This window comes from Leisingera sp. F5, assembly GCF_001593695.1.
In genome coordinates this window covers 113,399-137,777 of record NZ_LUKH01000002.1, presented here as the reverse complement: position 1 = coordinate 137,777, position 24,379 = coordinate 113,399, and the positions used below count along the sequence as shown (strand labels likewise).

Below are 24,379 nucleotides of genomic sequence, written 5' to 3'. Positions count from 1 at the left end.
TGAAATGTGGAGCTCAACATGCTGAGAAATATTGCGAAAGTGTTAATGGCGGCGATGCTGGCCGCGCCGCTGTCTGCGGCGGAACTGGGCGATGACGGGCTGCACAAAACGGCCTGGATGCGGGACACCTTCAAGGACCTGCGCGAAGATCTGGAAGAGGCCAACGGCGAGGGCAAGCGGCTGGCGCTGATCTTTGAACAGCGCGGCTGCATTTATTGCACTAAGATGCATGAGGAGGTCTTTCCCCGGCCTGAGATCAGCCAGTACATCGAAGAGAATTTCTTTGTCGTGCAGCTGAATTTATACGGCGATGTCGAGGTCACCGATTTCGACGGTGAGGCGCTGGCGGAAAAGGACATGGCGCGCAAATGGGGTGTCTTGTTCACGCCGACGATTCTGTTCCTGCCGGAAGAGGTGAGCGAAAACGTCACAGCCACCGAAGCAGCGGTTGCAATGATGCCGGGCGCATTTGGCGGCGGAACCACGCTGGACATGTTTACATGGGTCAACGAAAAGCGTTATGCGCTTGATAACGGAGAAGATTTCCAGCGCTACCACGCGCGCCGGATTCGCGAGCGCAACAATGGGTCCGCGGACTAGGGGTCTGGCGCATAAATCGCAAAAATTCACAATAATGAATTTGTTGTTGCGTATTGGGCCGGCGGTGCCCTACGGTATGCAGCAGCTAAGCAAGCCGCCCGGAAAAAGCGGCAGCCAATGGGAGGACACATGAAACTTACATCTCTGACACTGGCGCTGAGCCTGGCCGGGAGTGCGGTTTGGGCCGGGGAGGTTGCGCCGAAAGCGGTGCAGTATGGCGAGGATGGCGAAGTGGCCGCGCCGCTGACCGGCGTTGCGGGCGATGCTGCCAATGGCGCGCTGGTTGTTGGCACCAAGTCCAAGGGCAACTGCGTGTCCTGCCACCAGCTGACTGCGCTGGCAGATGTGCCTTTTCATGGCGAGATCGGCCCGTCGCTGGATGGCGCCGGCGACCGCTGGACCGCGGAAGAGCTGCGCGGCCTGGTGGCCAACGCCAAGATGACGTTTGAGGGTACGATGATGCCGGCCTTTTACAAGGTCGATGGTTTCATCCGGCCGGGCGATGCCTATACCGGCGATGCCGGGACCGAGCCGCTGCCGCCGATCCTGACAGCGCAGGAAATTGAGGATGTGGTCGCATTCCTTGCGACGCTGAAAGAAGAGTAAGGCGCGGGCGGGGCCCTGCGTGCCCCGCAGCGTTTAGAGAATTCAAAGGAGAGATATGATGGAGTTCTCACGCCGTGAGACCCTGGCGATGGGCCTGGGCGCTGCCATGGTAACCGTGCTGCCGTTCCGCGTGAGTGCGGCGGCGGATGACCGGATTGCGGCCTTTACTGGCGGTGCGGATATCGCCGAGGGCGGCGTAACCCTGACCGCGCCGGAAATCGCTGAAAACGGCAACACCGTTCCGGTGTCTGTGGCCGCCGAAGGCGCCACCGCGATCATGGTGCTGGCCACCGGCAACCCGACCCCGGGCGTGGCGACGTTCAACTTTGGTCCTGGTGCTGCGGCGCAGTCGGCCTCGACCCGGATCCGTCTGGCGGGCACCCAGGACGTGGTTGCCATTGCCAAGCTGGCGGATGGATCTTTCGCCAAGGCCAGCGCCACCGTCAAAGTGACCATCGGCGGCTGCGGCGGCTGAGGCCGCCCGCACCCTGAACGGACTTCTTAAGGAGAATTAAAGACATGGCATCCGGTGTTAAACCCCGCGTCAAGGTCCCGAAAACTGCAGCAGCCGGCGAAGCGGTCACCATCAAGACCCTGATCAGCCACAAGATGGAAAGCGGCCAGCGCAAGGACAAGGAAGGCAATCTGATCCCGCGCTCGATCATCAACCGCTTCACCTGCGAATTCAACGGCGCGATGGTGCTGGACGTGGCAATGGAGCCTGCGATCTCGACCAACCCGTATTTCGAGTTCGACGCGACCGTGCCGGAAGCGGGTGAGTTTGTCTTCACCTGGTATGACGACGACGGCGCCGTCTATGACACCAAGAAGAATATCGCCATCGGCTGATCCGTTCCGGATCTTCAGGCACGCGTCCTGTCCGGTGTGAACCGGGCAGGGCAGGCACCCAAGGGAGGACAGGGAATGAACAAGAAGGCAATCACAGCAATTGCCGCCGTGCTGGCGCTGCCGATGGCCGCGAGCGCAGGCCCCGACGATGACACGCTGGTGGTCAACGAAGAGATCGAGATGGTCACCAAGACCGCGGCACCTGCGCATATCGCGGATGTGATCGATGAGGTGATGTCGGGCTGGCACTTCCGCAAGGATGAAACCCAGGCGCTGCAGATGGACGACTTTGAGAACCCGGCGATGATCTTTGTCGATCAGGCGATCGACACTTGGAACACTGCCGAGGGGTCCGAAGGCAAGTCCTGCGCGTCCTGCCACGATGATGCGGAGGACAGCATGGCCGGCGTGCGCGCGGTGTATCCCAAGTGGAACGAGGCCGCCGGCGAGGTCCGCACTCTGAACATGCAGATCAACGACTGCCGCGAAAACCAGATGGGCGCCGAGAAGTGGAAATACTCCGGCGGCAAGATGGCCGCGATGGAAGCGCTGATTTCCGTCCAGTCCCGCGGTATGCCGGTGAATGTGGCCATCGACGGTCCCGCCCAGTCTACCTGGGAGCAGGGCAAGGAGATGTATTACACCCGCACCGGTCAGCTGGAGCTGTCTTGCGCCAATTGCCATGAAGACAATTATGGCAACATGATCCGCGCCGACCATCTGAGCCAGGGCCAGATCAACGGCTTCCCGGTGTACCGGTTGAAGAACACCAAGCTGAACACCGCCCATGCGCGGTTCAAGGGCTGCATCCGCGACACCCGCGCCGAGACCTATAAACCGGGTTCGTCGGATTTTGTGGCACTGGAGCTGTATGTCGCCTCGCGCGGTAACGGGCTGTCGGTCGAAGGCCCTTCTGTCCGCAACTGATCTTTGCGCCCCGCGCCTGCTGTCAGGTGCGGGGCGTCTCTCTTTTGAAATATTCATTCACGTGAATATATCGCGTGGGCACACAGGATACCGGTACTTATGATCTCGCGCCGTGATTTTATGCAGGTTTCCATGGCGGCATCGGCCATGGTGGGGGCGTCAGGCTTTGGCAATTGGGCGCGGCTGGCTGCGCAGCAGTCGCTGACGCAGGACCAGCTGTTGCAGTTCGACAGTTTTGGCAACATCAGCCTGATCCATGTGACCGATATTCATGGGCAATTGAAGCCGATCCATTTCCGCGAGCCGTCGGTCAATCTCGGCGTGGGCACGAACAAGGGCCATGTGCCGCATATCACCGGCGCCGATTTCCGCAAGGCCTATGGCATCGCAGATGGCAGCCCCTCAGCCTATGCGCTGACCTATGATGATTTTGCCTCGCTGGCCAAAGGATACGGCCGCGTCGGGGGCTTGGACCGGATGGCAACCATCATCAATGCGATCCGAGCTGACCGCCCCGATGCGCTGTTGTTTGATGGCGGCGATACCTGGCACGGCTCCTACACCTGCCATCACACGGCCGGCCAGGACATGGTCAACGTGATGAACGCGCTGAAGCCGGATGCGATGACCTTTCACTGGGAATTCACGCTTGGGTCTGAGCGGGTGAATGAGATTGTCGAGGGGCTGCCGTTTGCCGCTCTTGGCCAGAATATTTTTGACGCCGAATGGGACGAGCCGGCCGAGCTGTTCAAGCCCTACAAGTTCTTTGAACGCGGCGGCGCCAAAGTGGCGGTGATCGGCCAGGCCTTCCCCTATATGCCAATTGCCAACCCGGGCTGGATGTTCCCGGAGTATTCGTTCGGCATCCGCGACGAGAACATGCAGGCCATGGTGGATGAGGTCCTCGCGGCGGGCGCCGACCTGGTGGTGGTGTTGAGCCACAATGGCTTTGACGTGGACAAGAAGATGGCGGGCAAGGTGCAGGGCATTGACGTGATCCTGTCGGGCCATACCCATGACGCGCTGCCCGAGCCGGTGCTGGTCGGCAAGACCCATATCATTGCCTCCGGTTCGAACGGTAAATTCGTCTCCCGCGTGGATCTGGATGTGCGTGACGGCCAGCTGATGGGGCTGCGGCACAAGCTGATCCCGGTGTTCTCGGACGTGATCGCGCCGGACCCGGCGGTGGCCCAGCTGATCGACGCGGAACGCGCACCCTACAAGGCGCAGCTGGAGGAGGTGATCGGCCAGACTGATACGCTCTTGTACCGGCGCGGTAACTTTAACGGCACCTGGGATGACCTGATCTGCGATGCGCTGCTGAGCGAGCGGGAAGCGGATATCGCCATGTCGCCCGGTGTGCGCTGGGGGCCGTCGCTGGTGCCGGGCGACGACATCACGCGTGAGGATATCTGGAACGTGACCTCGATGTCTTATGGTGCGGCTTACCGGTCGGAGATGACAGGTGAATTCATCAAGGTCATTCTTGAAGATGTGGCCGACAACATCTTCAACCCGGATCCCTATTACCAGCAGGGCGGCGACATGGTGCGGATTGGCGGCATGGGCTACCGCATCGACATTACCAAGCCGCAGGGCGAGCGGATCAGCGATATGACCCTGCTGAAGACTGGCGAGGCGATTGATCCAGCGAAATCTTATATGGTAGCCGGCTGGGCCAGCGTGAATGAGGGCACCGAAGGGCCGATGGTCTGGGATGTGGTCGAGGATCATATCCGCAAGCTCGGCACTGTGACCCTGAACCCGAACACTTCCGTGCAGGTGGCTGGCGCTTAATCAGCGCCCGCCCCGGCCGGGGCAGATAAAGCCCGCCCCGGCGGGTTAAGACAAAAAATTTTGCGCAGTTGAATTCACGAACGTGAATTTATCTATGTGAGGAGGCAAAGACAGATGAGTGATGATGCCAAAGGCCTGGTGCCCTCGCGCCGCCAGTTCCTGACCGGGGCGGCGGCTGCCGGGGCCGGGGCGGTTGCGGCAGGTGCTGCCAAGGCCGCCGCGCCCGATCCGCTGATTACCGAAGTGCAAGACTGGGCCAGCGGTCTGGGCGAGGGGGTGGATGCCACGCCCTATGGCCTGCCGGTCCAGTTTGAGAGCGATGTGGTGCGCCGCAATGTGGAATGGCTGACGGCGGATACCATCAGCTCGATCAACTTCACCCCGATCCATGCGCTGGACGGGACAATCACGCCGCAGGGCTGCGCGTTTGAGCGGCACCATTCCGGCGCCATCGAGTTGCGCAAGGAAGACTACCGGCTGATGATCAACGGGCTGGTCGATACGCCGCTGGTGTTCTCTTACGCGGATCTGGAGCGGTTCCCGCGCGAGAACCGGGTCTATTTCTGCGAATGTGCGGCGAATTCCGGCATGGAATGGGCCGGCGCGCAGCTGAACGGCGCCCAGTTCACCCATGGTATGATCCACAACATGGAATATTCCGGCGTGTCCCTGCGGACATTGCTGGAGGAAGCCGGGGTTAAGCCAGAGGGCAAGTGGGTCTATGTGGAAGGCGCGGATGCGTCCTCGAACGGCCGTTCGATCCCGCTGGAAAAGGCGATGGACGACGTGCTGGTTGCCTTCAAGGCCAATGGCGAGGCGCTGCGCAAGGAGCATGGCTATCCTGTGCGGCTGGTGGTGCCGGGCTGGGAAGGCAACATGTGGGTCAAATGGCTGCGCCGGGTCGAGGTGATGGACCAGCCGGTGGAAAGCCGCGAGGAGACCTCGAAATACACCGACACGCTGGCCAATGGCGTCAGCCGCAAATGGACCTGGGAGATGGATGCGAAATCCGTCGTTACCAGTCCCAGCCCGCAATCGCCGATCAAACATGGCAAAGGGTCGCTGGTGATCACCGGTCTTGCGTGGTCTGGGCGCGGCGCGGTTACCGGTGTGGATGTGTCGCTGGACGGCGGCAAGAATTGGCAGGAGGCGCGGCTGGCCGCGCCCGGCACCGACAAGGCGCTGACGCGGTTCTATCTGGATACCAACTGGGACGGCTCCGAGATGCTGCTGCAAAGCCGGGCGCGCGATTCTTCCGGCTATGTGCAGCCCACCAAGGCGCAGTTGCGCGAGGTGCGGGGGCTGAATTCGATCTATCACAACAACGCCATCCAGACCTGGTGGGTCAAGGCAAACGGGGAGGCGGAAAATGTCGAGGTTTCCTGAGTTTATCACGGTAACGGCCGTTGTTGCGGCGCTTGCTGTTCCGGCTTATGCAGAAGGGTTCGGCTTGGGCCGCCCCGCCTTGCCGGAAGAAATCGCTGCCTGGGATCTTGACGTGGCCCCTGACGGCACCGGCCTGCCTGCAGGCTCGGGCGATGTGTTCACCGGCGAGGAGGTCTTTGCCGAAAAATGCGCCGTCTGCCACGGCGATTTTGCCGAGGGCGTCGGCAACTGGCCCAAGCTGGCAGGCGGGCAGGGCACGCTGGACCACGACGATCCGCTGAAGACGGTGGGCAGCTACTGGCCGTATCTGTCGACCACCTGGGATTATGTGAACCGCTCGATGCCGTTTGGCGACGCGCAGTCGCTGAGTGCGGATGAGGTTTACGCTATTGTGGCCTATATCCTCTATTCCAATGATCTGGTGGATGATGAGTTCGTGCTGTCGGATGAGACCTTCAAGGCGGTCGAATTGCCGAATGCCGATGGTTTCATCCTGGATGACCGGCTGGAAGCGGAAAAACACTTCTGGAACCCGGAACCTTGCATGGAGGATTGCAAGGACAGCGTCGAGATCACCATGCGTGCCTTGGTGCTGGATGTGACGCCGGATGAGGAAAGCGCCGAATCTTCATCGGTTCAGGAGGCGGCGGCGGAGCCTGTTGAAACCGCCAAGGCTCCGGATCCGGAACTGGTGGCCAAAGGTGAGAAGGCTTTCAAGAAATGCCAGGCCTGTCATCAGGTCGGGGACAGCGCCAAATCCAAGACCGGGCCTATTTTGAACGGTATCGTCGGCGCCCCCGCCGGTCATGCAGAAGGGTTCCGCTATTCCAAGGCGATGAAAACCGCAGCTGAGGACGGGCTGGTCTGGGACGAGGTTGAGCTGGCGGCCTTCCTGGCCAAGCCCAGAAAATACATGAAGGGCACAAAGATGTCCTTTACCGGCCTGAAAAAGGACAGCGACATCGAAGCTGTGATCGCCTATCTGCAGTCCTATTCGCAGTAGCCGGCGGCTTGCCGGAAAACAGAAGGGGCGCCTGGCGGTGCCCCTCTTTCATTCGGTTTCTTCAGTTCGGCGGCTTCTTTTGCAGCGCGCCGGTGCGCCGCCTTTCCCATAGACGGTTTCCGCCGGGTCAAATTGCAGCAGTCAGCTCCAGCCTTTGCGGAAAAAATGCGGGCTGGCGCCGAACTTGCGTTTGAACTGGCGCGAGAAATGGGTGGCCGAGTTGAAGCCCGATGCCAGCGCGATCTCGGTAACGCTCATCGAGGTTTCGTTCATCAGCGCAAAGGCGTGGCTGAGGCGCATGTCGAAATAGACATGCATCGGGCTTTGATTGAGGTAGCGCGAGAACAGACGCTCCAGCTGGCGGCGGGAAATGTCGAGCCGGTCGCAAAGTTCACCGATCGACAGCGGCTCCTCGATCGATTCCTGCATCAGCTGCAGCGCGTTCAGCAGGCGCTGGTTGCGGCTGCCGATGGCCACCGCATAGTTCGATTTCTGCGGCGCCGCCTGGCCGCCTGAGCGCACATGCAGGCACATGTCGGCGACGATGATCGCCAGCTGCTTGCCGTGGCGCTCCTCGATCAGGTGCAGCATCATGTCGGTTGCCGCATTGCCGCCGCCGCAGGTCATCAGCGGGCCGGAGATTTCAAAGATATTCGGTGACGGCTCCAGGTTGGGGTAGCTTTCCAGGAATCCCGGCTGGTTTTCCCAGTGCAGGGTGAACTTGTGGTTTTTGATCAGTCCGGACTGGGCCAGGGCAAAGGCGCCGGTGCAGATGCCGCCGATGGAGCGGCCAAAGCGGCTTTCGCGGCGCAGCCAGTTCAGGGTTACGTCGCTGGCTGCGTTATGCGGCTCGACCCCGGCGCAGACAAAGCCCAGCGAATCCGAGGGCAACGGCTGCAGCGGCGTGTCCGGGGTGATCACCATGCCGTTGGAGCAATGCAGCGGCTGGCCGTCTTCGGTCATGATGTACCAGCGGTACAGCCGGGTGCCGGTCACCTGATTGGCAATGCGCAAAGGTTCGATGGCGGCGGCCACCGGCAGCATTGTCGCCTTGGGCAGAAGCAGGAAATAAAAGTCCTGCGGCTCGCCTTCAAAAGGAACGGCGAGATTGGCGGCAGCGCCTTTCTGAACGAAACTGTCATCGGCCATGGCGGAACCCCAGCACGGCACCCGGGATTTGGCCCCGGGTGGAATTCGGACTTGAGTTTGTTTCCTAAGGCGCTGACGGGCGCCGCAGCCCGAGAATAGCGACAGCGTTCCAGCAGATTGCGACACCTGATGCAGCTTTGCGGCAAGGTAAAATGGCTGCCGCCCCTTGCAGCTCAAAAGTGGCGATACTAAGACTCAGGTAACACACTGTCGGGTATGGTGCCGGACATAAACAACGCAGGCAGGTCGAAATGATTGATCCCAGAGAAACATACATGAATACCCTGGTCCCGATGGTGGTGGAGCAGACCAGCCGGGGCGAGCGGGCCTATGACATTTTTTCCCGCCTGCTGAAGGAGCGGATCATCTTTCTGAATGGTCCGGTGCATGACGGGATGAGCTCGCTGATCGTGGCGCAGCTGCTGCATCTTGAGGCGGAAAACCCCTCCAAGGAAATCTCTATGTACATCAACAGCCCCGGCGGCGTGGTGACCTCGGGCCTGTCGATCTATGACACCATGCAGTACATCAAGCCCAAGGTTTCGACCCTGGTGATCGGCCAGGCGGCCTCGATGGGGTCGCTGCTGCTGACCGCCGGCGAAAAAGGCATGCGGTTCAGCCTGCCGAACTCCCGCGTGATGGTGCACCAGCCTTCCGGCGGGTTCCAGGGCCAGGCGACGGACATCATGATCCACGCCGAGGAAACCCTGAAGCTGAAGAAGCGCCTGAACGAAATTTACGTCAAGCACACCGGCCAGGAATACGACAAGATCGTCGATGCGCTGGAGCGGGACAATTTCATGGCGCCGGAAGAAGCCAAAGAGTTCGGTCTGATCGATGAGATCGTCGAAAACCGCGCCAAAGGCGACGAAGAGCAGGCGTAACGCCTGGCGTTGTGAACAGCCGTGTGCCCCGTGTTTGAATTGGGGCGCACTTTCACATTGTGGCGGCCTAAGCACTCGCTTAAGCTGGCAGAAAGTTGAGTAGCCCCGCAGTGCGGGAGCAGCGGACCGGGCGGACTGAAAGGTAGACCATGGCGACGAATTCAGGCGGCGACAGCAAAAACACTCTTTACTGCAGCTTCTGCGGCAAGAGCCAGCATGAAGTGCGCAAGCTGATCGCAGGCCCCACCGTGTTCATTTGCGATGAATGCGTCGAACTGTGCATGGATATCATCCGTGAAGAAACCAAGGCTTCCGGGCTGAAGGCCACCGACGGGGTGCCGACGCCCAAGGATATCTGCCAGGTTCTGGATGATTACGTGATCGGCCAGGCCACCGCCAAGCGGGTGCTGTCGGTTGCGGTGCACAATCACTACAAACGTCTGAACCACGCGCAAAAGGCCGGGTCGGACATTGAACTGGCGAAATCCAACATCCTGCTGATCGGGCCCACCGGCTGCGGCAAGACCTTGCTGGCGCAGACGCTGGCGCGGATCCTGGATGTGCCCTTTACCATGGCGGATGCGACCACGCTCACTGAGGCCGGTTATGTGGGGGAGGATGTCGAGAACATCATCCTCAAGCTGCTGCAGTCGTCCGAATACAATGTCGAGCGCGCGCAGCGCGGCATCGTCTATATCGACGAGGTCGACAAGATCACCCGCAAGTCGGAAAACCCCTCGATCACCCGCGACGTATCGGGCGAGGGCGTGCAGCAGGCGCTGCTGAAGCTGATGGAAGGCACCGTGGCAAGTGTGCCGCCGCAGGGCGGGCGCAAGCATCCGCAGCAGGAATTCCTGCAGGTGGACACCACCAATATTCTGTTCATCTGCGGCGGTGCTTTTGCCGGGCTGGACAAGATCATCTCGGCCCGCGGCAAGGGCTCGGCCATGGGCTTTGGCGCCGATGTGCGCGACAATGACGACCGCGGCGTCGGCGAGGTGTTCCAGGAGCTGGAGCCGGAAGATCTGCTGAAATTCGGCCTGATCCCGGAATTTGTCGGCCGTCTGCCGGTGCTGGCAACGCTGGAAGATCTGGACGAGGACGCGCTGGTCATCATTCTGACCCAGCCCAAGAACGCCCTGGTCAAGCAGTATCAGCGCCTGTTCGAGCTGGAAGACACCGAGCTGGACTTCACCGAGGAGGCCCTGAGCGCGATTGCCCGCAAGGCCATCGAACGCAAGACCGGTGCGCGCGGGCTGCGGTCGATCATGGAGGATATTCTGCTGGATACCATGTTCGATCTGCCAGGCATGGACAGTGTGACCAAGGTGGTTGTCAATGAGGAGGCAGTGACCTCGGACGCGCAGCCGCTGATGATCCACGCGGATGCCGAGAAAGAGCCGGCAACGGCCGGGTGAATTCACAGAGTTTAAGACAAACGGCGCGGTTCTTTCCGCGCCGTTTGTTTTTGAGGATAGTTGGACGGGGGCGCTGCCCCCGCAGCGGCAGGCCGCTGCGCCCCGGGATATTTTGAGCCAGAAGAAGGAACTGGGCAATGATCAGGCGGATATCGTCAGGCGGAGAATTTGAGGCCAAAATCGGCTATTGCCGCGCTGTTGTGGCCGGTGGGTTTGTGCACGTGGCCGGCACTGTCGGCCAGGGCGATGATGTGACGGCACAGTGCAAATCCGCGCTGGACACCATTGGCGCGGCACTGGAGAAGGTAGGCGTAAGTTTTGCGGATGCAGTGAGGGTGAACTACTACCTTCCTGATGCGGCGGAGTTCGAGCCTTGCTGGCCTATTCTGGCCGAAGCCTTTGGCGCCAACCCGCCCGCGGCGACTATGGTCGAGTGCAATCTGATCGATCCCAAGTTCCGCATCGAAATCGAAGTGACGGCACTGGCGCCAGCGGAAGGCTGATCCTTCAAGGCGTCCGTAAATCCGCGTGAAGCAAAACTGCCAATTCCCGCCGGGGGTCTTCCGTTAAGGGCGCAAGCCACTGGACCTTGGCGGGAAATTGGGCCATATCAGAAACGGATAAATCCGGAGGCACCCATGGGAATCCTGAACACTCTTCTGAGCGCTGTGACCTGGTGGAACGGCGCCACCCTGAACACCCGGATCTTCACCGCCCGCAAGGGCATCAAGGTGGGCGAGGATGATCAGGGCAATGTGTTCTACCGCAATGCCGATGACAGCAAGCGCTGGGTGATGTTCAATGGCGAAGTTGAAGCTTCGCGCGTCAGCCCCGATTGGCACGGCTGGCTGCACCGCACCTTTGACGAACTGCCCAGCGAGAAGCCCTTGAAGCATAAAGCCTGGGAAAAGCCGCATCAGGAAAACCTGACCGGCACCATGATGGCCTATGCGCCGGCCGGGTCGATCCGCGCAGGCGGCGAACCCAAGGAACGCCGCGACTATGAGGCCTGGGTGCCCGAATAAAACATCTGCCAGAAGGCTGATTTCATGTCCCACAATCCTACCGAAGTTTTTGCCGGCGGCGTCGTGCTGGCAGCTGCAGTTGCTTTTGCCGTCTATGCCGGTCAGGCGGCCGGTCTGTCGCGCGGCGGCTCGACCTACGACTTGAACGCCTCTTTCCGGTCGCTGGAAGGGGTCAGTGTCGGAACCGACGTCCGGCTGGCCGGGGTCAAGATCGGAACCGTGACCGGTGTCGGCCTGAACCCGGAAACCTTCCGCGCAGATACCATGTTCTCTGTCAATGAAGGCATCGAAATCCCGGATGACAGCGCCGTGGTGATCTCTTCCGAAGGGCTGCTGGGCGGTAACTTTGTTGAGATCATGCCCGGCGGCTCGCCCTTTGCTTTTGAAGCGGGCGATGAGATCGAGGACACGCAGGGCGCGGTCAGCCTGATTTCGCTGCTGGTCAAATTTGTCGCCGGCGGCGGCGAGGGCGATTCCTGATGCGCTTTGCGGCGGCGGCAGTGGCTTGTGCGCTGGCGATGCCGGCTTGGGGCCAGGAGCAGCCGGCGGCGCAGGGCAGTGCTGCGGTGCTGAGAGCGCTGGACAAGGTCAACGGCCATACCATGGATGCGGAAGTGGCCATCGGTGGCAGTTCGGAAATGTTCGGCCTGCTGGTGACCGTGTCGGACTGCCGCTATCCGTCAGAGAACCCGACCGGGGATGCCTTTGCCTATCTGACCGTGCGGGACCCCGATGATGGCGCAACGCATTTCCAGGGCTGGATGGTGGCGTCCAGTCCGGCACTCAACGCGCTGGACCACAACCGCTATGATGTCTGGGTCATGCGCTGCAGCAGCAGCTGAGGCCCGGGCACAGCCGGCCGGGCAAAATCCGCATCCGTCTTCAGGGCCTCGTGCAGTAAAGCCCGGTAGCGCGCGCGGGTGACTTCAATCCCGCCAAGAGACGCAAGATGCGCAGTCAGGAACTGGGTATCGCACAGCCTGTAGCCCGCCTGCCGCAGCCTGTCCGTCAGATAGGCCAGCGCCACTTTGGAGGCATCCCGGCGGCGCGAGAACATACTCTCGCCGAAAAAGGCGCCGCCCAGCGAGACACCATAGGTGCCGCCGGCCAGAACGCCGTCCTGCCAGACCTCAAGCGAATGCGCGTTGCCCATCAGGTGCAGATCCAGATAGCGGTCGCGGATTTCCCCGTTGATCCAGGTTTCCGCCCGGTCGGCGCAGCCGTCCACCACACCGCCGAAATCCCGGTTCACGGTGATTTCAAAGCCGCCATTGCGGATCCGTTTGGCCAGTGAGCGGGAGATGCGGAAGCCGTTCAGCGGCAGGATGCCACGCCGCTTGGGATCGACCCAGAATATTTCCGGGTCGTCGCGGTGTTCGGCCATCGGGAAAACACCGGCAGAATAGGCGTGCAGCAAAAGATCCGCGGTCAGGCTCATGGTGAAGGGCAGTATAACTGGAAAATGCGGGCAAATGTAAAACGGGGCGCAGCCAATGGCGCGCCCCGCTGAATTTATCCGGGCTGGTTTTCTTCCAGCCAGCGTTCCAGCCAGTGGATGCCGTAATCGCCGGTGTGGATGTCCTGTTCCTGCAGCAGCGCATGGAACAGCGGCACGGTGGTGTCGATACCGTCGATAATCAGCTCGCCCAGGGCGCGGTTCAGCCGGGCCAGCGCCTCGGTCCGGTCACGGCCATGCACGATCAGCTTGCCGATCAGCGAGTCGTAGTAAGGCGGGATCGAATAGCCGTCATAGAGCGCCGAATCCATCCGCACACCCAATCCGCCAGGGGCGTGGTACTGGGTGATCTTGCCCGGGCAGGGCGAGAAATTCGGCAGCTTCTCGGCGTTGATCCGGACCTCGATGGCGTGGCCGTTGATCTCCAGATCGTCCTGGGTGAACGACATCGGCAAGCCTTCGGCCACACGGATCTGCTCACGCACCAGATCGACGCCAAAGATCGCCTCAGTCACCGGGTGCTCCACCTGCAGGCGGGTGTTCATCTCGATGAAATAGAACTCGCCGTCCTCATAGAGGAACTCGACGGTGCCGGCACCGGAATAGCCCATCTTGCCGATGGCATCGGCGCAGATCTTGCCGATGCGGGCGCGTTCTTCCGGGGTGATGCAGGGGCCGGGGGCCTCCTCGAACACCTTCTGGTGGCGACGCTGCAGCGAGCAGTCGCGTTCAGCCAGGTGAATGCCGGTGCTTTTGCCGTCGCCAAAGACCTGCACTTCGATGTGACGCGGTTTCTGGAGGTATTTCTCCATGTAGACTTCGTCATTGCCAAAGGCAGCCTTGGCTTCCGAACGGGCGGTGGAGAAGGCGCTCGCCAGCTCTTTCTCGTTCAGGGCCACCTTCATGCCGCGGCCGCCGCCGCCGGCGGTGGCCTTGATGATCACCGGATAACCCATGTCTGCGGCGGCTTTCCTGGCCGCGGCAATGTCAGGCACGCCGCCCTCAGATCCCGGAACTACCGGAATGCCAAGGTTCTGGGCGGTTTCCTTGGCGGTGATCTTGTCGCCCATGATGCGGATATGCGCAGCCGAGGGGCCGATGAAAGTCAGCCCGTGGTCTTCGATGATCTGCACAAAGTTGGCGTTTTCCGACAGGAAGCCATAGCCCGGGTGAATCGCCTGGGCGCCGGTGATCTCGGCGGCCGAGATGATGGCCGGGATCGACAGGTAGCTTTGGGTGCCGGACGGCGGGCCGATGCAGACCGATTCATCGGCCATGCGCACGTGCATCGCATCGGCGTCCGCAGTGGAATGCACCGCAACCGATTTGATGCCCATTTCCCGGCAGGCACGGATGACGCGCAGGGCAATCTCGCCGCGGTTGGCAATCAGGATCTTGTCAAACATTGCAGATCCTTACTCGATGATGGCCAGGGGGGTTCCGAATTCAACGGCGGCGCCGTCTTCAACCAGAATGCGCTTCACGGTGCCCGATTTCGGCGCCGGAATGTGGTTCATAGTCTTCATCGCTTCGACGATCAGCAGGGTGTCGCCTTCGCTGACCTGCTGGCCCACGGAGATAAAGGCGGGCGAGCCGGGCTCGGCCTGCAGATAGACGGTGCCGACCATCGGCGAGGGCACTGCGCCGGGGTGGCTGGCCGGATCGTCGCTGGCGGCGGCGGGGGCTGCAGCGGCGGCAGGGGCAGCTGCTGCAATCGGAGCAGCTGCTGCGGCAGGCACGGCAACCTGCACCGGCGCGGCCATGGCGGTCTGGCGGGAGACACGCACATTCAGGCTGTCGTCGTCGCCATAATCGCGTTTGACCTGCAGCTCGGTCAGGTCGTTTTCGCGCAGCAGTTCCGCCAGCGCCTTGATGAATGCCACGTCAGCTTCGTGAGATTTGTTTGTCATATTGTCCTCAGCCAATTCCGACAGGCCCGCCAGGGCAGGCGGGCCGGAAATTAGGGCGCTTATAGGGCAAGGATTACCGCAAGGAAAGCACCGTCGATCCGGGCTGTAACATGGAGGCAGATTGCCGGATTTGCAATTGCCGGACAGATTTTTGTCTTACAGCGGCATGCCCGTAAGTTTGGCCACCAGTTCCGGCAGCTTGCGGGCACCGAATTTTTGCAGCAGATGGGCGCGGTGGCTTTCCACTGTGCGGTAGGACAGATCCAGCTGTTTGCCGATTTCCTTGGCCGACAGCCCCTTGCAGGTGAGGATCGCCACTTCGCGCTCGCGCGGGGTGAGCGAGACCACCGGGCGGTCCTCGGATATATCTGCAAAGGACCAGATGCCGGTCTGAAACGGCGTCTCGGGCGTCACTGAACGGCCGCGTACCCGGCACCAGAACAAGGCGCCTGCCCGGCGGCGCATGATGCGCTCGTCGCTGTAGCTGCCGCTTTTGGCTTCGGGTTGCTGCAGCAGGGCGCCGATGCGGTTGAAATCCTCCTGACTGGGGTAAAGCTCGGCAATTGGACGGCCGGTGTATTCAGCGGCTGCACCGCCGAAGGTGGCGGCAAATTGCAGATTGCACCGCGTGATGACGCGGCGTTCCAGCACGGCAAGGCCCACAGGGGCATGGTCAAAGGCAAGATCGCTCATATGGTGTTTGTACCCCGGCCTTTCTGCGGAATTGAAGGGGCAGTTTGCGTGCGGCGTTGCACGCAGAGCGGCAATCCGGAGGGGACGGGCGGATGAACATAGCAGTGTGGTTGCAGCGCATGGCAGCGGCGGAGGCAGGCCGGCCTGCGTTGTTTCTGGGGCAGGAACCGGTTGCGGACTATTCAGGCTTTCACGCCCGCGCGGCATCTGTGGCGGGCTGGCTGCAGGCTCAGGGTGTGCAGCCGGGGGACCGGGTCGGCATCTTCATGAAGAACTGCCCGGATTACCTGATCACGCTTTACGGCATTTGGTATGCGGGGGCGGCGGCGGTGCCGATCAATGCCAAGCTGCACGGTAAGGAAGCAGAGTTCATTCTGCAGAACTCCGGCGCCAATCTGGTGTTCACTTCGCCCGGGCTGACTGAGGCTGTTGACGGGACCGCGGCGGAAGTGCGCTGTGTGGACATCGCCGGAGCGGAGTATGCTGAAGCCACGCAGGCCGTGCCGGTGTCCGGGCCTGTCTTCCGTGCGCCTGGGGATCTGGCCTGGCTGTTTTACACGTCCGGCACCACCGGTCGGCCGAAGGGGGTGATGATCACCCACCGGATGCTGATGACCATGGCAATCGCCTATTTCGCCGATGTGGACCAGGTCAGTGCTGAGGATCACGCGCTTTATGCGGCGCCGATGAGCCACGGCGCGGGCATTTATGCAATCCAGCATGTGCTGGCTGGTGCGCGGCATGTCTGCCCGGTCTCGGGCGGCTTTGACGAAGCGGAGATCTTTGATCTGGCCGCGCATTTCGGGCGGGTGCATATGTTTGCCGCCCCTACCATGGTTACAAGGATGACCTCGCAAGCTAAGCGGCTGGGCCGCAGTGGTGAGGGGCTGCGCACAGTGGTTTATGCGGGCGGTCCGATGTATGCTGCGGACATCATTGAGGCGGAGGCGCATTTCGGCCCCAAATTCGTGCAGGTCTACGGCCAGGGCGAATGCCCGATGGCGATCACGGCGCTGCCGCGCCACGATGTGCAGGACCGCAGCCACCCGCGCTGGCGCGAGCGGCTGGCCAGCGTCGGCAGGGCGCAAAGCGCGGTTGAGGTGCGGATCGGCACGCCGGAGGGGAAGTTCCTGCCTGCAGGCGATCACGGCGAAATCATGGTGCGCGGCGATGCGGTGATGCCCGGTTACTGGAACAATCCGGAAGCCACCGCCAAGACACTGGTAGATGGCTGGCTGATGACCGGCGACATGGGGGTTCTGGACGCGGACGGCTACCTGACGCTGCAGGACCGCTCCAAGGACATGATCATTACCGGCGGCTCCAACGTTTATCCGCGCGAGGTGGAGGAGGTGCTGCTGTTGCATCCGCAGGTGCGCGAGGTCTCGGTCGTGGGCCGGCCCCATGCGGACTGGGGCGAGGAGGTGGTGGCCTTTGTGGTGGGCGACGCCCCGGAAACAGAGCTGGATGATCTATGCAACAGCCGGATCGCCCGGTTCAAACGCCCTAAGGCCTATCTGAGGATCGGGGCGCTGCCCAAGAACAATTACGGCAAGGTGCTGAAGACCGAGTTGCGCAAGATGGTTTGACAGCGGCTTAGGCAGGGCGGGCTTCTGAGTTTTCTTCCGGATCCGCCTGCCGCTGCCCCATCATCGTGTCGATCAGCAGGCTCATCAGTTCTGCCCGGCTGCTGGTGCCGGACTTGCGGTAGATCGCGTTGAGCTGTGCCTTGACCGTGCCTTCGGCGCTGCCGCGCATGGCGGCGATTTCGGCGGTGCTGAGGCCCTTGACCAGAAAGTTGGCGACATCCAGTTCGGCAGGGGTCAGGCCCCAGCTGGAAAATTCTGCGTCGATGACGTCCTGTACCGCGGCCTGGGCGCTGCTTAGGCTGTCCTCCAGATGCGCCTTGCGCCGCAGCAGCCACATCAGGATTCGGGTCTCGATCACGATGGCGGCCAGCAGGGCAACCGCGGCGAGGCCTTCGACATAGGCGTGCGGGCCTTCACCATGCTCTGCCTCTCCCGCCTCCATGCCGGAGAGGTCGGCGAACATGTCGCCCAGGAACACCGCCGCGCAAAGAGCCTGCACGGCGATGACGGCAATCAGGATCCAGGGTTTGGCCGGGCCTTGCCGGGTTTGGCTCATCTTGGGGGTTCCGCAGTGGTTTCGGGCAGCCTTTTGTAGCCAGTGACCATCGCGCGCGCCAGATTGACTTTGGTCCGGCGGCTTTCGAACAGCACCGCAGCCACATGCAGCACAACGGAGAACTCCGCCCAGGACACCAGCACCTCGTGCAGCTCCTCCGGCCACTCGGTGCCCCAGTGCGTCGTTGTAGTCATCAGGTAGCCAGTCAGGCCAATCCCTGCCAGGGTCAGCAACAGGTTATAAATCATCAGCGCGCCCAGCGGGCTGTGGCCCGGATGATGCCGGACCCGGCCCGTTGCAATATCACTCAACTGTCCGGCAGCGGCGCCCGCATCCAGCGGGAAGCTGGAAAACCGCGCATAACTGCTGCCAGTCAGCCCCCAGATAAGCCGAACACCGATCAGGGCGGCAACGGCGTAGCCGATGTATTGATGAAGATCACCCTCCGGGTCGGTGAACAGCGCGTTGGCAGCAAACCCCGCCGCCAGCAACCAGTGAAACAGCCGGACCACGGGGTCCCAGACATAAGTGCGTTGCATGTCAGCTCTCCTGTTGCAGCCAGGCGCAACAAAGGTGCGCCCGGCAAAAAAAAGGTTCGGCTACTGTCAGTCATCTTCTTCTTCGGTTTTCACCACTTCGATCTGATCATTCAAATAGAGTTCGTACTTCTTGCCGTCCTTCAGAGCGTAGGCTTCATACAGCCCGTCTTCGCGTTCAATCTTGCGCACTTCATAGCCCTGACCGGTCAGCAGATCGCGGATCTTGGCCTGGGTTTCGGCGCTTGGTGCGCCGTCAGAAGCAAAAGCCGCCATTGCGGGCAGCGTAAGGGCAAGGGCGAGGAGTTTCAGGGAGGTGTGCATCGGGTGTCCTTTCAGTGTCCTGTCAGTTGCCGCTCCGGAATGGCGCGGGCCGGTGGCGGTGACATCTGTGCCAAGGCAGGAATCCGGAATAGGCGCAGGGGCCGATGGAAGCAGAAAACTGCGGCATACACCTTGGGTTTATTGCAATGCGTAAGCGGCTTCCTGTGTGCAGTTTACGCCGCGCGGCGCAAAAAAGAGGCCAGCTCTGGGAAGAGCCGGCCTCAGTCAGCCAGTGCCGGCACGCGGGTGGCCGGCAAGGTGGGGATGAATTCTTGGGTGCGCCTCAGATCGCCAAGTATTCGGCGCGCAGTTCTTCGTTTTCCAGGACCTCGGCGGCGGTGCCGTCAAAGACGATGCCGCCGGTATCGAGGATCACCGCGCGGTCCGCCAGTTCCAGGGCGCGGACCGCGTTCTGCTCAACGATGATGGTGGTCATGCCCTGTTCCTTGATGTGGATGAGCGTCTTCTCGATCTCGTCGACGATCACCGGGGCCAGGCCTTCGTAGGGTTCATCCAGCAGCAGCACCTTGATGTCGCGGGCGAGTGCGCGGGCAATCGCCAGCATCTGCTGTTCGCCGCCAGACAGGGTCACGCCTTCCTGCTTGCGCCGCTCGCCCAAGCGCGGGAACAGGTCGTAGAGACGCTCCAGCGACCAGCCGATAGGCGGGGCGATCTGTGCCAGTTGCAGATTTTCCTCGACCGTCAGGCCGGGGATGATGCGGCGGTCTTCGGGCACCAGACCCAGGCCCACAGCCGCGGCCTCATAGGATTCCATCTTGTGCAGCGGCTTGTGATCCAGCCATATCTCGCCCTTGGTTACCATCGGCGACCCGGTGCGCGCGATCGAGCGCAGGGTGGACGTCTTGCCAGCGCCATTGCGGCCCAGCAGCGCCAGGATCTCGCCCTCGTGGACGTTAAAGCTGATGCCTTGGACGATATAGCTCTCGCCGTAGTAGGCGTGCACATCCCAGACCGACAGGAAGGCCGGCGCGGTGGTGGCGGCATTGGCGCTTTTGGAGAAATCGGGTTTCACATTCATGTTGGTTCCTCCTTACGCCGACTCGCCCAAGTACGCTTCGCGCACTTTCGGGTTGCCACGGATGTTTTGCGGATCGTCCTCGACCAAGGGCGTGCCTTGCGCCAGCACGGTGATCCGGTTGGCGAGGCTGAACACCACATGCATGTCGTGTTCGATGATGGCGATGGTGATGTCGCGCTCGTCCGAGATCTGTTTCAGCAGATCAATGGTGTTGTTGGTATCGGCCCGCGCCATGCCCGCAGTAGGTTCGTCCAGCAGCAGCAGGCGGGGTTCCTGGCTCAGGCACATGCCGATCTCCAGCCGCCGCTTGTCGCCGCGGGACATGGCGGCGGCATGCATGTGCCGTTTGTCCGCCATGTTCATCTCTTCCAGCATGTGCTCGGCCTTTTGCAGAATGTCCTTCTGTTTCAGCACGGCGGACAGGGCGTTCAGTTCAAAGGCGCCGTCCCGCTTGGCAAAACAGGGGATCATCATGTTCTCCAGCACCGTCAGGTCACCGAAAATCTCGGGCGTCTGGAACACGCGGCTGATGCCCATCTGGTTGATCTCGTAAGGGGCGCGGCCCAGCACCGACTGGCCGTCGAACATGACTGATCCGGTATCGGGGATCAGCTTGCCCACCAGGCAGTTCAGAAGGGTGGACTTGCCCGCGCCATTCGGTCCGATGATCGCATGGACCGAGTTTTCCTTAACGCTGAGGTTCACCTCGGACAGCGCCTGCAGGCCGCCGAACCGTTTCCCCACGTTCTTGACTTCAAGGATACCCATTGTCTTGTCTCCTTATTCCGCGGGGTTGGTTTCGCCGGACGTATTGCTGTCCTTGGCCTTGCGGCGGCTGAGCCAGCCCTTGATCCGCTGGCCGCCTTCGACCAGCCCGCCGGGCAGGAAGATCACCACCAGCATGAACAGGATGCCGAGGGTCAGGTGCCAGCCCTTGCCGATGAAAGGGTGGATCAGGAACACCACCGCGTCCTCCATCCCGTCCGGCATAAAGCTGAACCAGCTGTGCAGCACGTTGTCGTTGATCTTGGAGAAGATGTTCTCGAAGTATTTGATGAAGCCTGCGCCCAGCACCGGACCGATCAGCGTGCCGGCGCCGCCCAGGATGGTCATCAGCACCACCTCGCCCGAGGCCGTCCACTGCATCCGCTCAGCGCCTGCCAGCGGGTCCATCGAGGCCATCAGCCCGCCTGCAAGCCCCGCATACATGCCAGAGATCACAAAGGCCGCCAGGGTGTAGGGCCGAGTATTCAGGCCGGTGTAGTTCATCCGCTGCTGGTTCGACTTCACCGCCCGCAGCATCATGCCGAAAGGCGAGCGGAAGATGCGGATCGACAGGTAGAAGGCGGCCAGCAGGATCAGCGCGCACAGGTAGTAGCCCGCGTTGAACTGGAAGGCCCAGGGGCCAACGGCCATCTCGAAGGTAGAGCGCATCTCAAGCCCGAACAGGCTGGTGACGGGGATCGAGCCGTCCGCAGTGGCAGAGACACCCAGGATGCGGGGATCGTCCAGTGTCAGCTGCAGGCCGGTTTCGCCGTTGGTGATCGGGGTCAGCACCGAATAGGCGAGGTTGAACGACATCTGCGCAAAGGCCAGCGTCAGGATCGAAAAATAGATCCCTGAGCGGCGCAAGGAGACAAAGCCGATCAGCAGCGCAAACAGGCCTGCGACGATAACCGACAGCAGGATCGCCGGGATCACGTTCATGCCCACCAGCTTGAACATCCAGACAGCGGAGTAGGAACCGGCGCCGAGGAAAGCCGCATGGCCGAACGACAGATAGCCGGTGAGGCCGAACAGAATGTTGAAACCGATGGCGAAGATCCCGAAGATCACGAACCGCTGCATCAGGTCCGGGTAGCCTGCGTTGAACTGCGCCATGGCGCTGCCGGTGGGAAAGGGGTTGAGGATGAAGGGGGCGAACAGCGTCAGGCAGGCGACGATGATCAGCATTGAGGTGTCTTTTTTATCCAGTCCGAACATGTCTTAGTCCTCCATCACGCCTTTGCGGCCCATCAGGCCCCGCGGACGGGTCAGCAGAATGATGATTGCGACCACATAGATGATGATCTGGTCGATGCCGGGGATCAGGGACTTGATCTCGTTCATCGAGGCAAAGCTTTCCAGCACGCCCAGCAGGAAACCGGCCAGCACCGCGCCGGGCAATGAGCCCATACCGCCGACAACCACCACCACGAAGCTGAGGACCAGGAAATCCATACCCATGTGGTAGTTGGGCGAGTTGATCGGCGTGTACATGACGCCAGCCAGGCCCGCGACGGCGGCAGCGATGCCGAACATAATGGTAAAGCGGCGGTCGATGTTGATGCCCAAAAGGCCCACGGTCTCGCGGTCGGCCATACCGGCGCGGACCACCATGCCGAAGGTGGTGAACTGCAGGAAGGAGAAGATGCCGCCGATGATCAGCACCGCAAAGAAGAAATAGACCACGCGCCAGACCGGATAGATGATGTCCATGCCGATAACGGCGCCCAGGTTCATCACGCCGTTCAGCGCGTCCGGGGCCGGGGTCTGGATCGGGTTGGCGCCGTAGAAATACTTGATGACTTCCTGCAGCACGATGGCCAGGCCGAAGGTCACCAGGATCTGATCCGCATGGGGGCGCTTGTAGAAATGCTTGATCAGGCCGCGCTCCATCACGTAGCCGACGCCGATCATGATCGGGATCGCAAAGAGGATCGCCAGCGGCACGGCCCAGTCGATGATGGAGCCGCCGAACTCGGGGCCGAACCAGGCCTCCACATAAGGCGTCTTTACTTTCAGCGGGTTGCCCAGGAAATCTGTCTGGGTTTCATCGACCACTTCAAAGCTGAGGTTCAGGATGCGCTGCAGGGTGACGGCGCAGAAGGCGCCGATCATGAACAGCGCCCCATGGGCAAAGTTCACCACGCCCAGCGTGCCGAAAATGAGTGTCAAACCCAGCGCGATCAGCGCATAGGCCGAGCCTTTGTCGAGCCCGTTCAAGATTTGCAATAGGATTGCGTCCATGGGTCCCGCCCCCGGGTTAGTCTGGGTGGAAGAGAGGGTTTCCGGCTGTTCAGCGGCCACTGGCCTCTGTGTAAACGCCTGTGCAAACGCCGCGCGTCATGCTGCCGGAAAAACGAAGGGCCGGGCACGCGATGCGCCCGGCCGGAACCGCGAGGCTTAGGCGCCCGGGTTGCAGGAGCCCAGCTGGCCGCCGGCAAACATCGGGTGGTCCGGTGCGTATTCCACCTGCGCACGCGGAGTGACCTCGACCACTTCCAGAAGGTCGAACTCCGATGTCGGGTTCTCCTTGCCGCGCACCACCAAAACGTCCTTGAAACACTGGTGATCTTCGGCGCGGTACAGGGTCTTGCCGTTGCCCAGCCCGTCGAATTCAAACCCTTCCAGCGCTTCCGCAACGCCGCAGGGATTGAAGGTGCCCGCACGCTCCACCGCATCCGCATACAGCAGTGTCTGGCAGTAAGTGGTATGCGCCGCCTGGCTCGGCGGGAAGCCGTATTTGGTGCCGAAGGATTTCACAAAGGCCTTGGAGCCTTCATCCTGCAGCGTCCAGTGCCAGTTGGTCGAGCCATGGATGCCTTTCACGTTGGCGCCCGCGCCCTTGGCCATCAGGCGGGAATAGAGCGGCACCACGATCTCGAAGTTCTTGCCGTTCACCACTTTGTCGCGCAGGCCGAACTGCACCGCGTTGGTCAGCGAGTTCACCATGTTGCCGCCATAGTGGTTCAGTACCAGCACGTCGGCGCCAGAGTTCAGAACTGGCGCGATATAGGAGGAGAAGTCGGTCGCGGCCAGCGGCGTGCGGACCTTGTTCACCGTGTTCCAGCCCAGCGCCTCGGTGGCGGCGGCAATCGATTCTTCCTGGGTCCAGCCCCATGTGTAATCAGCGGTCAGGTGATAGGCGGTGCGGTCGGTGCCATAGAGGTTCTTCAGCACTGGGGCCAGCGCCGCACCCGACATGTAGCCATTGAAGAAGTGGCGGAAACCATTGGCCTTCTTGTCTTTGCCGGTGGTGTCGTTCGAATGCGTGAGGCCAGCCATGAAGATAACACCTGCCTCCTGGCAGAGGCCCTGCACCGCGATGGCAACGCCCGAGGACGATCCGCCGGTGATCATCACTGCGCCGTCTTTTTCAATCATCGATTTGGCAGAGGCGCGGGCGGCGTCAGATTTGGTTTGGGTGTCGCCGGTGACATATTCCACCTTCTTGCCCAGGATGCCGTTCCCTTGCAGCGCCTTGGAGCTGAAGGTGTTCATCATGCCGCCGTCGCCGCCGCCGTTCAGATGCTCGACCGCCAGCTCATAGGCGCGCAGTTCGTCGGCGCCCTCATCAGCGTAGGGGCCGGTCTGGGGCACATTGAAGCCCAGGGTGACGGTGCCGCCGGTCGGCTCATTGGTAAAGGCCGCGGCGGAAGAGGCGGTAAAGATTGTTGGCAGCGCCACACCGGCGCCTGCGATTGCGCCGGTCTTTAAGACTCTGCGGCGCGATGCGTCAAATTCAGACATGTATTCCTCCCTAATATGAATGGTGCCTTGCAGCTCCTCACTTCTGCGAGACACCAGCACGTTGCGTGCAAAATCAGTATGGGCGCGCTATGTAAAGTCAGGCAATAAATCCCTTTTATT

28 protein-coding genes are annotated in these 24,379 nt (G+C 61.5%); 15 read left to right on the top strand and 13 right to left on the bottom strand.

Features of this window, described 5'->3' with window-relative positions:
* The first annotated feature begins 18 nt into the window (after nt 1–18).
* From A2I95_RS02005 to A2I95_RS01970, 8 genes are all read left to right on the top strand, one after another.
* A complete protein-coding gene (locus A2I95_RS02005; protein ID WP_291727271.1) occupies nt 19–600 on the top strand; it encodes a thioredoxin family protein in 582 nt (193 codons plus the stop codon).
* Nucleotides 601–729: 129 nt separating this feature from the next.
* Entirely contained in the window at nt 730–1,206 is a 477-nt protein-coding gene (soxX, locus tag A2I95_RS02000; RefSeq protein WP_291727270.1) for a sulfur oxidation c-type cytochrome SoxX, read from the top strand.
* 58 nt (nt 1,207–1,264) lie between these two features.
* Nucleotides 1,265–1,681 (top strand): thiosulfate oxidation carrier protein SoxY, encoded by a 417-nt coding sequence (gene soxY / locus A2I95_RS01995; RefSeq protein ID WP_291727471.1) that lies wholly within the window; start codon nt 1,265–1,267, stop codon nt 1,679–1,681.
* Between the two features lie 44 nt (nt 1,682–1,725).
* Nucleotides 1,726–2,055 (top strand): thiosulfate oxidation carrier complex protein SoxZ, encoded by a 330-nt coding sequence (soxZ, locus tag A2I95_RS01990; RefSeq protein ID WP_291727268.1) that lies wholly within the window; start codon nt 1,726–1,728, stop codon nt 2,053–2,055.
* Nucleotides 2,056–2,130: 75 nt separating this feature from the next.
* On the top strand, nt 2,131–2,982 hold the full coding sequence (gene soxA, locus A2I95_RS01985) for a sulfur oxidation c-type cytochrome SoxA (RefSeq protein WP_291727266.1): 852 nt from the start codon (nt 2,131–2,133) through the stop codon (nt 2,980–2,982).
* A gap of 99 nt (nt 2,983–3,081) precedes the next feature.
* Entirely contained in the window at nt 3,082–4,779 is a 1,698-nt protein-coding gene (gene soxB / locus A2I95_RS01980; RefSeq protein ID WP_291727264.1) for a thiosulfohydrolase SoxB, read from the top strand.
* A 114-nt stretch (nt 4,780–4,893) separates the two neighbouring features.
* Nucleotides 4,894–6,165, top strand: coding sequence for a sulfite dehydrogenase (gene soxC, locus A2I95_RS01975; RefSeq protein ID WP_291727262.1), 1,272 nt, complete (start codon nt 4,894–4,896; stop codon nt 6,163–6,165).
* The gene (locus A2I95_RS01970) at nt 6,149–7,168 is read left to right on the top strand and encodes a c-type cytochrome (protein ID WP_291727260.1); all 1,020 of its coding nucleotides are present in this window, start codon (nt 6,149–6,151) and stop codon (nt 7,166–7,168) included. Before soxC ends, A2I95_RS01970 begins: the two co-directional genes overlap by 17 nt.
* 141 nt (nt 7,169–7,309) lie before the next feature.
* Here the strand turns inward: A2I95_RS01970 and A2I95_RS01965 are convergent, their stop codons facing one another.
* Entirely contained in the window at nt 7,310–8,317 is a 1,008-nt protein-coding gene (locus A2I95_RS01965; protein ID WP_291727257.1) for a GlxA family transcriptional regulator, read from the bottom strand.
* Nucleotides 8,318–8,568: 251 nt separating this feature from the next.
* On the opposite strand from A2I95_RS01965, the gene A2I95_RS01960 reads away from it, so the two are divergent.
* The 6 genes from A2I95_RS01960 to A2I95_RS01935 all read left to right on the top strand — a co-directional run bounded on the left by A2I95_RS01960 (nt 8,569) and on the right by A2I95_RS01935 (nt 12,486).
* Entirely contained in the window at nt 8,569–9,201 is a 633-nt protein-coding gene (locus A2I95_RS01960; protein WP_129370624.1) for an ATP-dependent Clp protease proteolytic subunit, read from the top strand.
* A 149-nt stretch (nt 9,202–9,350) separates the two neighbouring features.
* The gene (clpX, locus tag A2I95_RS01955; RefSeq protein WP_291727253.1) at nt 9,351–10,619 is read left to right on the top strand and encodes an ATP-dependent Clp protease ATP-binding subunit ClpX; all 1,269 of its coding nucleotides are present in this window, start codon (nt 9,351–9,353) and stop codon (nt 10,617–10,619) included.
* Between the two features lie 137 nt (nt 10,620–10,756).
* Nucleotides 10,757–11,122, top strand: coding sequence for a RidA family protein (locus tag A2I95_RS01950; protein ID WP_291727251.1), 366 nt, complete (start codon nt 10,757–10,759; stop codon nt 11,120–11,122).
* A gap of 135 nt (nt 11,123–11,257) precedes the next feature.
* Complete coding sequence (locus A2I95_RS01945; protein ID WP_291727249.1) at nt 11,258–11,644, top strand: NADH:ubiquinone oxidoreductase subunit NDUFA12; 387 nt, start codon at nt 11,258–11,260, stop codon at nt 11,642–11,644.
* Between the two features lie 24 nt (nt 11,645–11,668).
* A complete protein-coding gene (mlaD, locus tag A2I95_RS01940) occupies nt 11,669–12,124 on the top strand; it encodes an outer membrane lipid asymmetry maintenance protein MlaD (protein WP_027259267.1) in 456 nt (151 codons plus the stop codon).
* Nucleotides 12,124–12,486, top strand: coding sequence for a DUF2155 domain-containing protein (locus A2I95_RS01935; protein ID WP_027259266.1), 363 nt, complete (start codon nt 12,124–12,126; stop codon nt 12,484–12,486). Before mlaD ends, A2I95_RS01935 begins: the two co-directional genes overlap by 1 nt.
* On the opposite strand, the gene aat is transcribed toward A2I95_RS01935, so the two are convergent.
* From aat to A2I95_RS01915, 4 genes are all read right to left on the bottom strand, one after another.
* Nucleotides 12,450–13,082, bottom strand: a complete 633-nt coding sequence (aat, locus tag A2I95_RS01930) for a leucyl/phenylalanyl-tRNA--protein transferase (RefSeq protein WP_291727246.1) — start codon at nt 13,080–13,082, stop codon at nt 12,450–12,452. The two genes, A2I95_RS01935 and aat, sit on opposite strands and share 37 nt — an antisense overlap.
* Nucleotides 13,083–13,156: 74 nt before the next feature.
* Entirely contained in the window at nt 13,157–14,506 is a 1,350-nt protein-coding gene (gene accC, locus A2I95_RS01925; RefSeq protein WP_291727244.1) for an acetyl-CoA carboxylase biotin carboxylase subunit, read from the bottom strand.
* A gap of 9 nt (nt 14,507–14,515) precedes the next feature.
* Nucleotides 14,516–15,010, bottom strand: a complete 495-nt coding sequence (accB, locus tag A2I95_RS01920; protein ID WP_291727242.1) for an acetyl-CoA carboxylase biotin carboxyl carrier protein — start codon at nt 15,008–15,010, stop codon at nt 14,516–14,518.
* A 156-nt stretch (nt 15,011–15,166) separates the two neighbouring features.
* Complete coding sequence (locus tag A2I95_RS01915) at nt 15,167–15,703, bottom strand: PAS and helix-turn-helix domain-containing protein (protein WP_291727240.1); 537 nt, start codon at nt 15,701–15,703, stop codon at nt 15,167–15,169.
* 92 nt (nt 15,704–15,795) lie between these two features.
* Here A2I95_RS01915 and A2I95_RS01910 point away from each other — a divergent pair, with 92 nt between their 5' ends.
* Entirely contained in the window at nt 15,796–17,292 is a 1,497-nt protein-coding gene (locus A2I95_RS01910) for a class I adenylate-forming enzyme family protein (protein ID WP_291727237.1), read from the top strand.
* Nucleotides 17,293–17,299: 7 nt separating this feature from the next.
* Here the strand turns inward: A2I95_RS01910 and A2I95_RS01905 are convergent, their stop codons facing one another.
* From A2I95_RS01905 to A2I95_RS01870, 8 genes are all read right to left on the bottom strand, one after another.
* Nucleotides 17,300–17,848 (bottom strand): helix-turn-helix transcriptional regulator, encoded by a 549-nt coding sequence (locus A2I95_RS01905; protein ID WP_291727235.1) that lies wholly within the window; start codon nt 17,846–17,848, stop codon nt 17,300–17,302.
* On the bottom strand, nt 17,845–18,387 hold the full coding sequence (locus A2I95_RS01900; RefSeq protein WP_291727233.1) for a cytochrome b/b6 domain-containing protein: 543 nt from the start codon (nt 18,385–18,387) through the stop codon (nt 17,845–17,847). Before A2I95_RS01900 ends, A2I95_RS01905 begins: the two co-directional genes overlap by 4 nt.
* A gap of 66 nt (nt 18,388–18,453) precedes the next feature.
* Entirely contained in the window at nt 18,454–18,708 is a 255-nt protein-coding gene (locus A2I95_RS01895) for a PepSY domain-containing protein (RefSeq protein WP_291727231.1), read from the bottom strand.
* A 283-nt stretch (nt 18,709–18,991) separates the two neighbouring features.
* Nucleotides 18,992–19,747 (bottom strand): ABC transporter ATP-binding protein, encoded by a 756-nt coding sequence (locus A2I95_RS01890; RefSeq protein WP_291727229.1) that lies wholly within the window; start codon nt 19,745–19,747, stop codon nt 18,992–18,994.
* 12 nt (nt 19,748–19,759) lie between these two features.
* On the bottom strand, nt 19,760–20,515 hold the full coding sequence (locus A2I95_RS01885) for an ABC transporter ATP-binding protein (RefSeq protein WP_291727227.1): 756 nt from the start codon (nt 20,513–20,515) through the stop codon (nt 19,760–19,762).
* A 12-nt stretch (nt 20,516–20,527) separates the two neighbouring features.
* A complete protein-coding gene (locus A2I95_RS01880) occupies nt 20,528–21,730 on the bottom strand; it encodes a branched-chain amino acid ABC transporter permease (RefSeq protein WP_291727225.1) in 1,203 nt (400 codons plus the stop codon).
* 3 nt (nt 21,731–21,733) lie between these two features.
* Nucleotides 21,734–22,756, bottom strand: coding sequence for a branched-chain amino acid ABC transporter permease (locus tag A2I95_RS01875; protein WP_291727223.1), 1,023 nt, complete (start codon nt 22,754–22,756; stop codon nt 21,734–21,736).
* Nucleotides 22,757–22,912: 156 nt separating this feature from the next.
* A complete protein-coding gene (locus A2I95_RS01870; RefSeq protein ID WP_291727221.1) occupies nt 22,913–24,259 on the bottom strand; it encodes an ABC transporter substrate-binding protein in 1,347 nt (448 codons plus the stop codon).
* Between the last annotated feature and the right edge of the window lie 120 nt (nt 24,260–24,379).

Coding starts and splice junctions, on each gene's coding strand:
- A2I95_RS02005 (WP_291727271.1), top strand. CDS start 19: ATGCTGAGAAATATTGCGAAAGTGTTAATGGCGGCGATGCTGGCCGCG.
- soxX (WP_291727270.1), top strand. CDS start 730: ATGAAACTTACATCTCTGACACTGGCGCTGAGCCTGGCCGGGAGTGCG.
- soxY (WP_291727471.1), top strand. CDS start 1,265: ATGGAGTTCTCACGCCGTGAGACCCTGGCGATGGGCCTGGGCGCTGCC.
- soxZ (WP_291727268.1), top strand. CDS start 1,726: ATGGCATCCGGTGTTAAACCCCGCGTCAAGGTCCCGAAAACTGCAGCA.
- soxA (WP_291727266.1), top strand. CDS start 2,131: ATGAACAAGAAGGCAATCACAGCAATTGCCGCCGTGCTGGCGCTGCCG.
- soxB (WP_291727264.1), top strand. CDS start 3,082: ATGATCTCGCGCCGTGATTTTATGCAGGTTTCCATGGCGGCATCGGCC.
- soxC (WP_291727262.1), top strand. CDS start 4,894: ATGAGTGATGATGCCAAAGGCCTGGTGCCCTCGCGCCGCCAGTTCCTG.
- A2I95_RS01970 (WP_291727260.1), top strand. CDS start 6,149: ATGTCGAGGTTTCCTGAGTTTATCACGGTAACGGCCGTTGTTGCGGCG.
- A2I95_RS01965 (WP_291727257.1), bottom strand. CDS start 8,317: ATGGCCGATGACAGTTTCGTTCAGAAAGGCGCTGCCGCCAATCTCGCC.
- A2I95_RS01960 (WP_129370624.1), top strand. CDS start 8,569: ATGATTGATCCCAGAGAAACATACATGAATACCCTGGTCCCGATGGTG.
- clpX (WP_291727253.1), top strand. CDS start 9,351: ATGGCGACGAATTCAGGCGGCGACAGCAAAAACACTCTTTACTGCAGC.
- A2I95_RS01950 (WP_291727251.1), top strand. CDS start 10,757: ATGATCAGGCGGATATCGTCAGGCGGAGAATTTGAGGCCAAAATCGGC.
- A2I95_RS01945 (WP_291727249.1), top strand. CDS start 11,258: ATGGGAATCCTGAACACTCTTCTGAGCGCTGTGACCTGGTGGAACGGC.
- mlaD (WP_027259267.1), top strand. CDS start 11,669: ATGTCCCACAATCCTACCGAAGTTTTTGCCGGCGGCGTCGTGCTGGCA.
- A2I95_RS01935 (WP_027259266.1), top strand. CDS start 12,124: ATGCGCTTTGCGGCGGCGGCAGTGGCTTGTGCGCTGGCGATGCCGGCT.
- aat (WP_291727246.1), bottom strand. CDS start 13,082: ATGAGCCTGACCGCGGATCTTTTGCTGCACGCCTATTCTGCCGGTGTT.
- accC (WP_291727244.1), bottom strand. CDS start 14,506: ATGTTTGACAAGATCCTGATTGCCAACCGCGGCGAGATTGCCCTGCGC.
- accB (WP_291727242.1), bottom strand. CDS start 15,010: ATGACAAACAAATCTCACGAAGCTGACGTGGCATTCATCAAGGCGCTG.
- A2I95_RS01915 (WP_291727240.1), bottom strand. CDS start 15,703: ATGAGCGATCTTGCCTTTGACCATGCCCCTGTGGGCCTTGCCGTGCTG.
- A2I95_RS01910 (WP_291727237.1), top strand. CDS start 15,796: ATGAACATAGCAGTGTGGTTGCAGCGCATGGCAGCGGCGGAGGCAGGC.
- A2I95_RS01905 (WP_291727235.1), bottom strand. CDS start 17,848: ATGAGCCAAACCCGGCAAGGCCCGGCCAAACCCTGGATCCTGATTGCC.
- A2I95_RS01900 (WP_291727233.1), bottom strand. CDS start 18,387: ATGCAACGCACTTATGTCTGGGACCCCGTGGTCCGGCTGTTTCACTGG.
- A2I95_RS01895 (WP_291727231.1), bottom strand. CDS start 18,708: ATGCACACCTCCCTGAAACTCCTCGCCCTTGCCCTTACGCTGCCCGCA.
- A2I95_RS01890 (WP_291727229.1), bottom strand. CDS start 19,747: ATGAATGTGAAACCCGATTTCTCCAAAAGCGCCAATGCCGCCACCACC.
- A2I95_RS01885 (WP_291727227.1), bottom strand. CDS start 20,515: ATGGGTATCCTTGAAGTCAAGAACGTGGGGAAACGGTTCGGCGGCCTG.
- A2I95_RS01880 (WP_291727225.1), bottom strand. CDS start 21,730: ATGTTCGGACTGGATAAAAAAGACACCTCAATGCTGATCATCGTCGCC.
- A2I95_RS01875 (WP_291727223.1), bottom strand. CDS start 22,756: ATGGACGCAATCCTATTGCAAATCTTGAACGGGCTCGACAAAGGCTCG.
- A2I95_RS01870 (WP_291727221.1), bottom strand. CDS start 24,259: ATGTCTGAATTTGACGCATCGCGCCGCAGAGTCTTAAAGACCGGCGCA.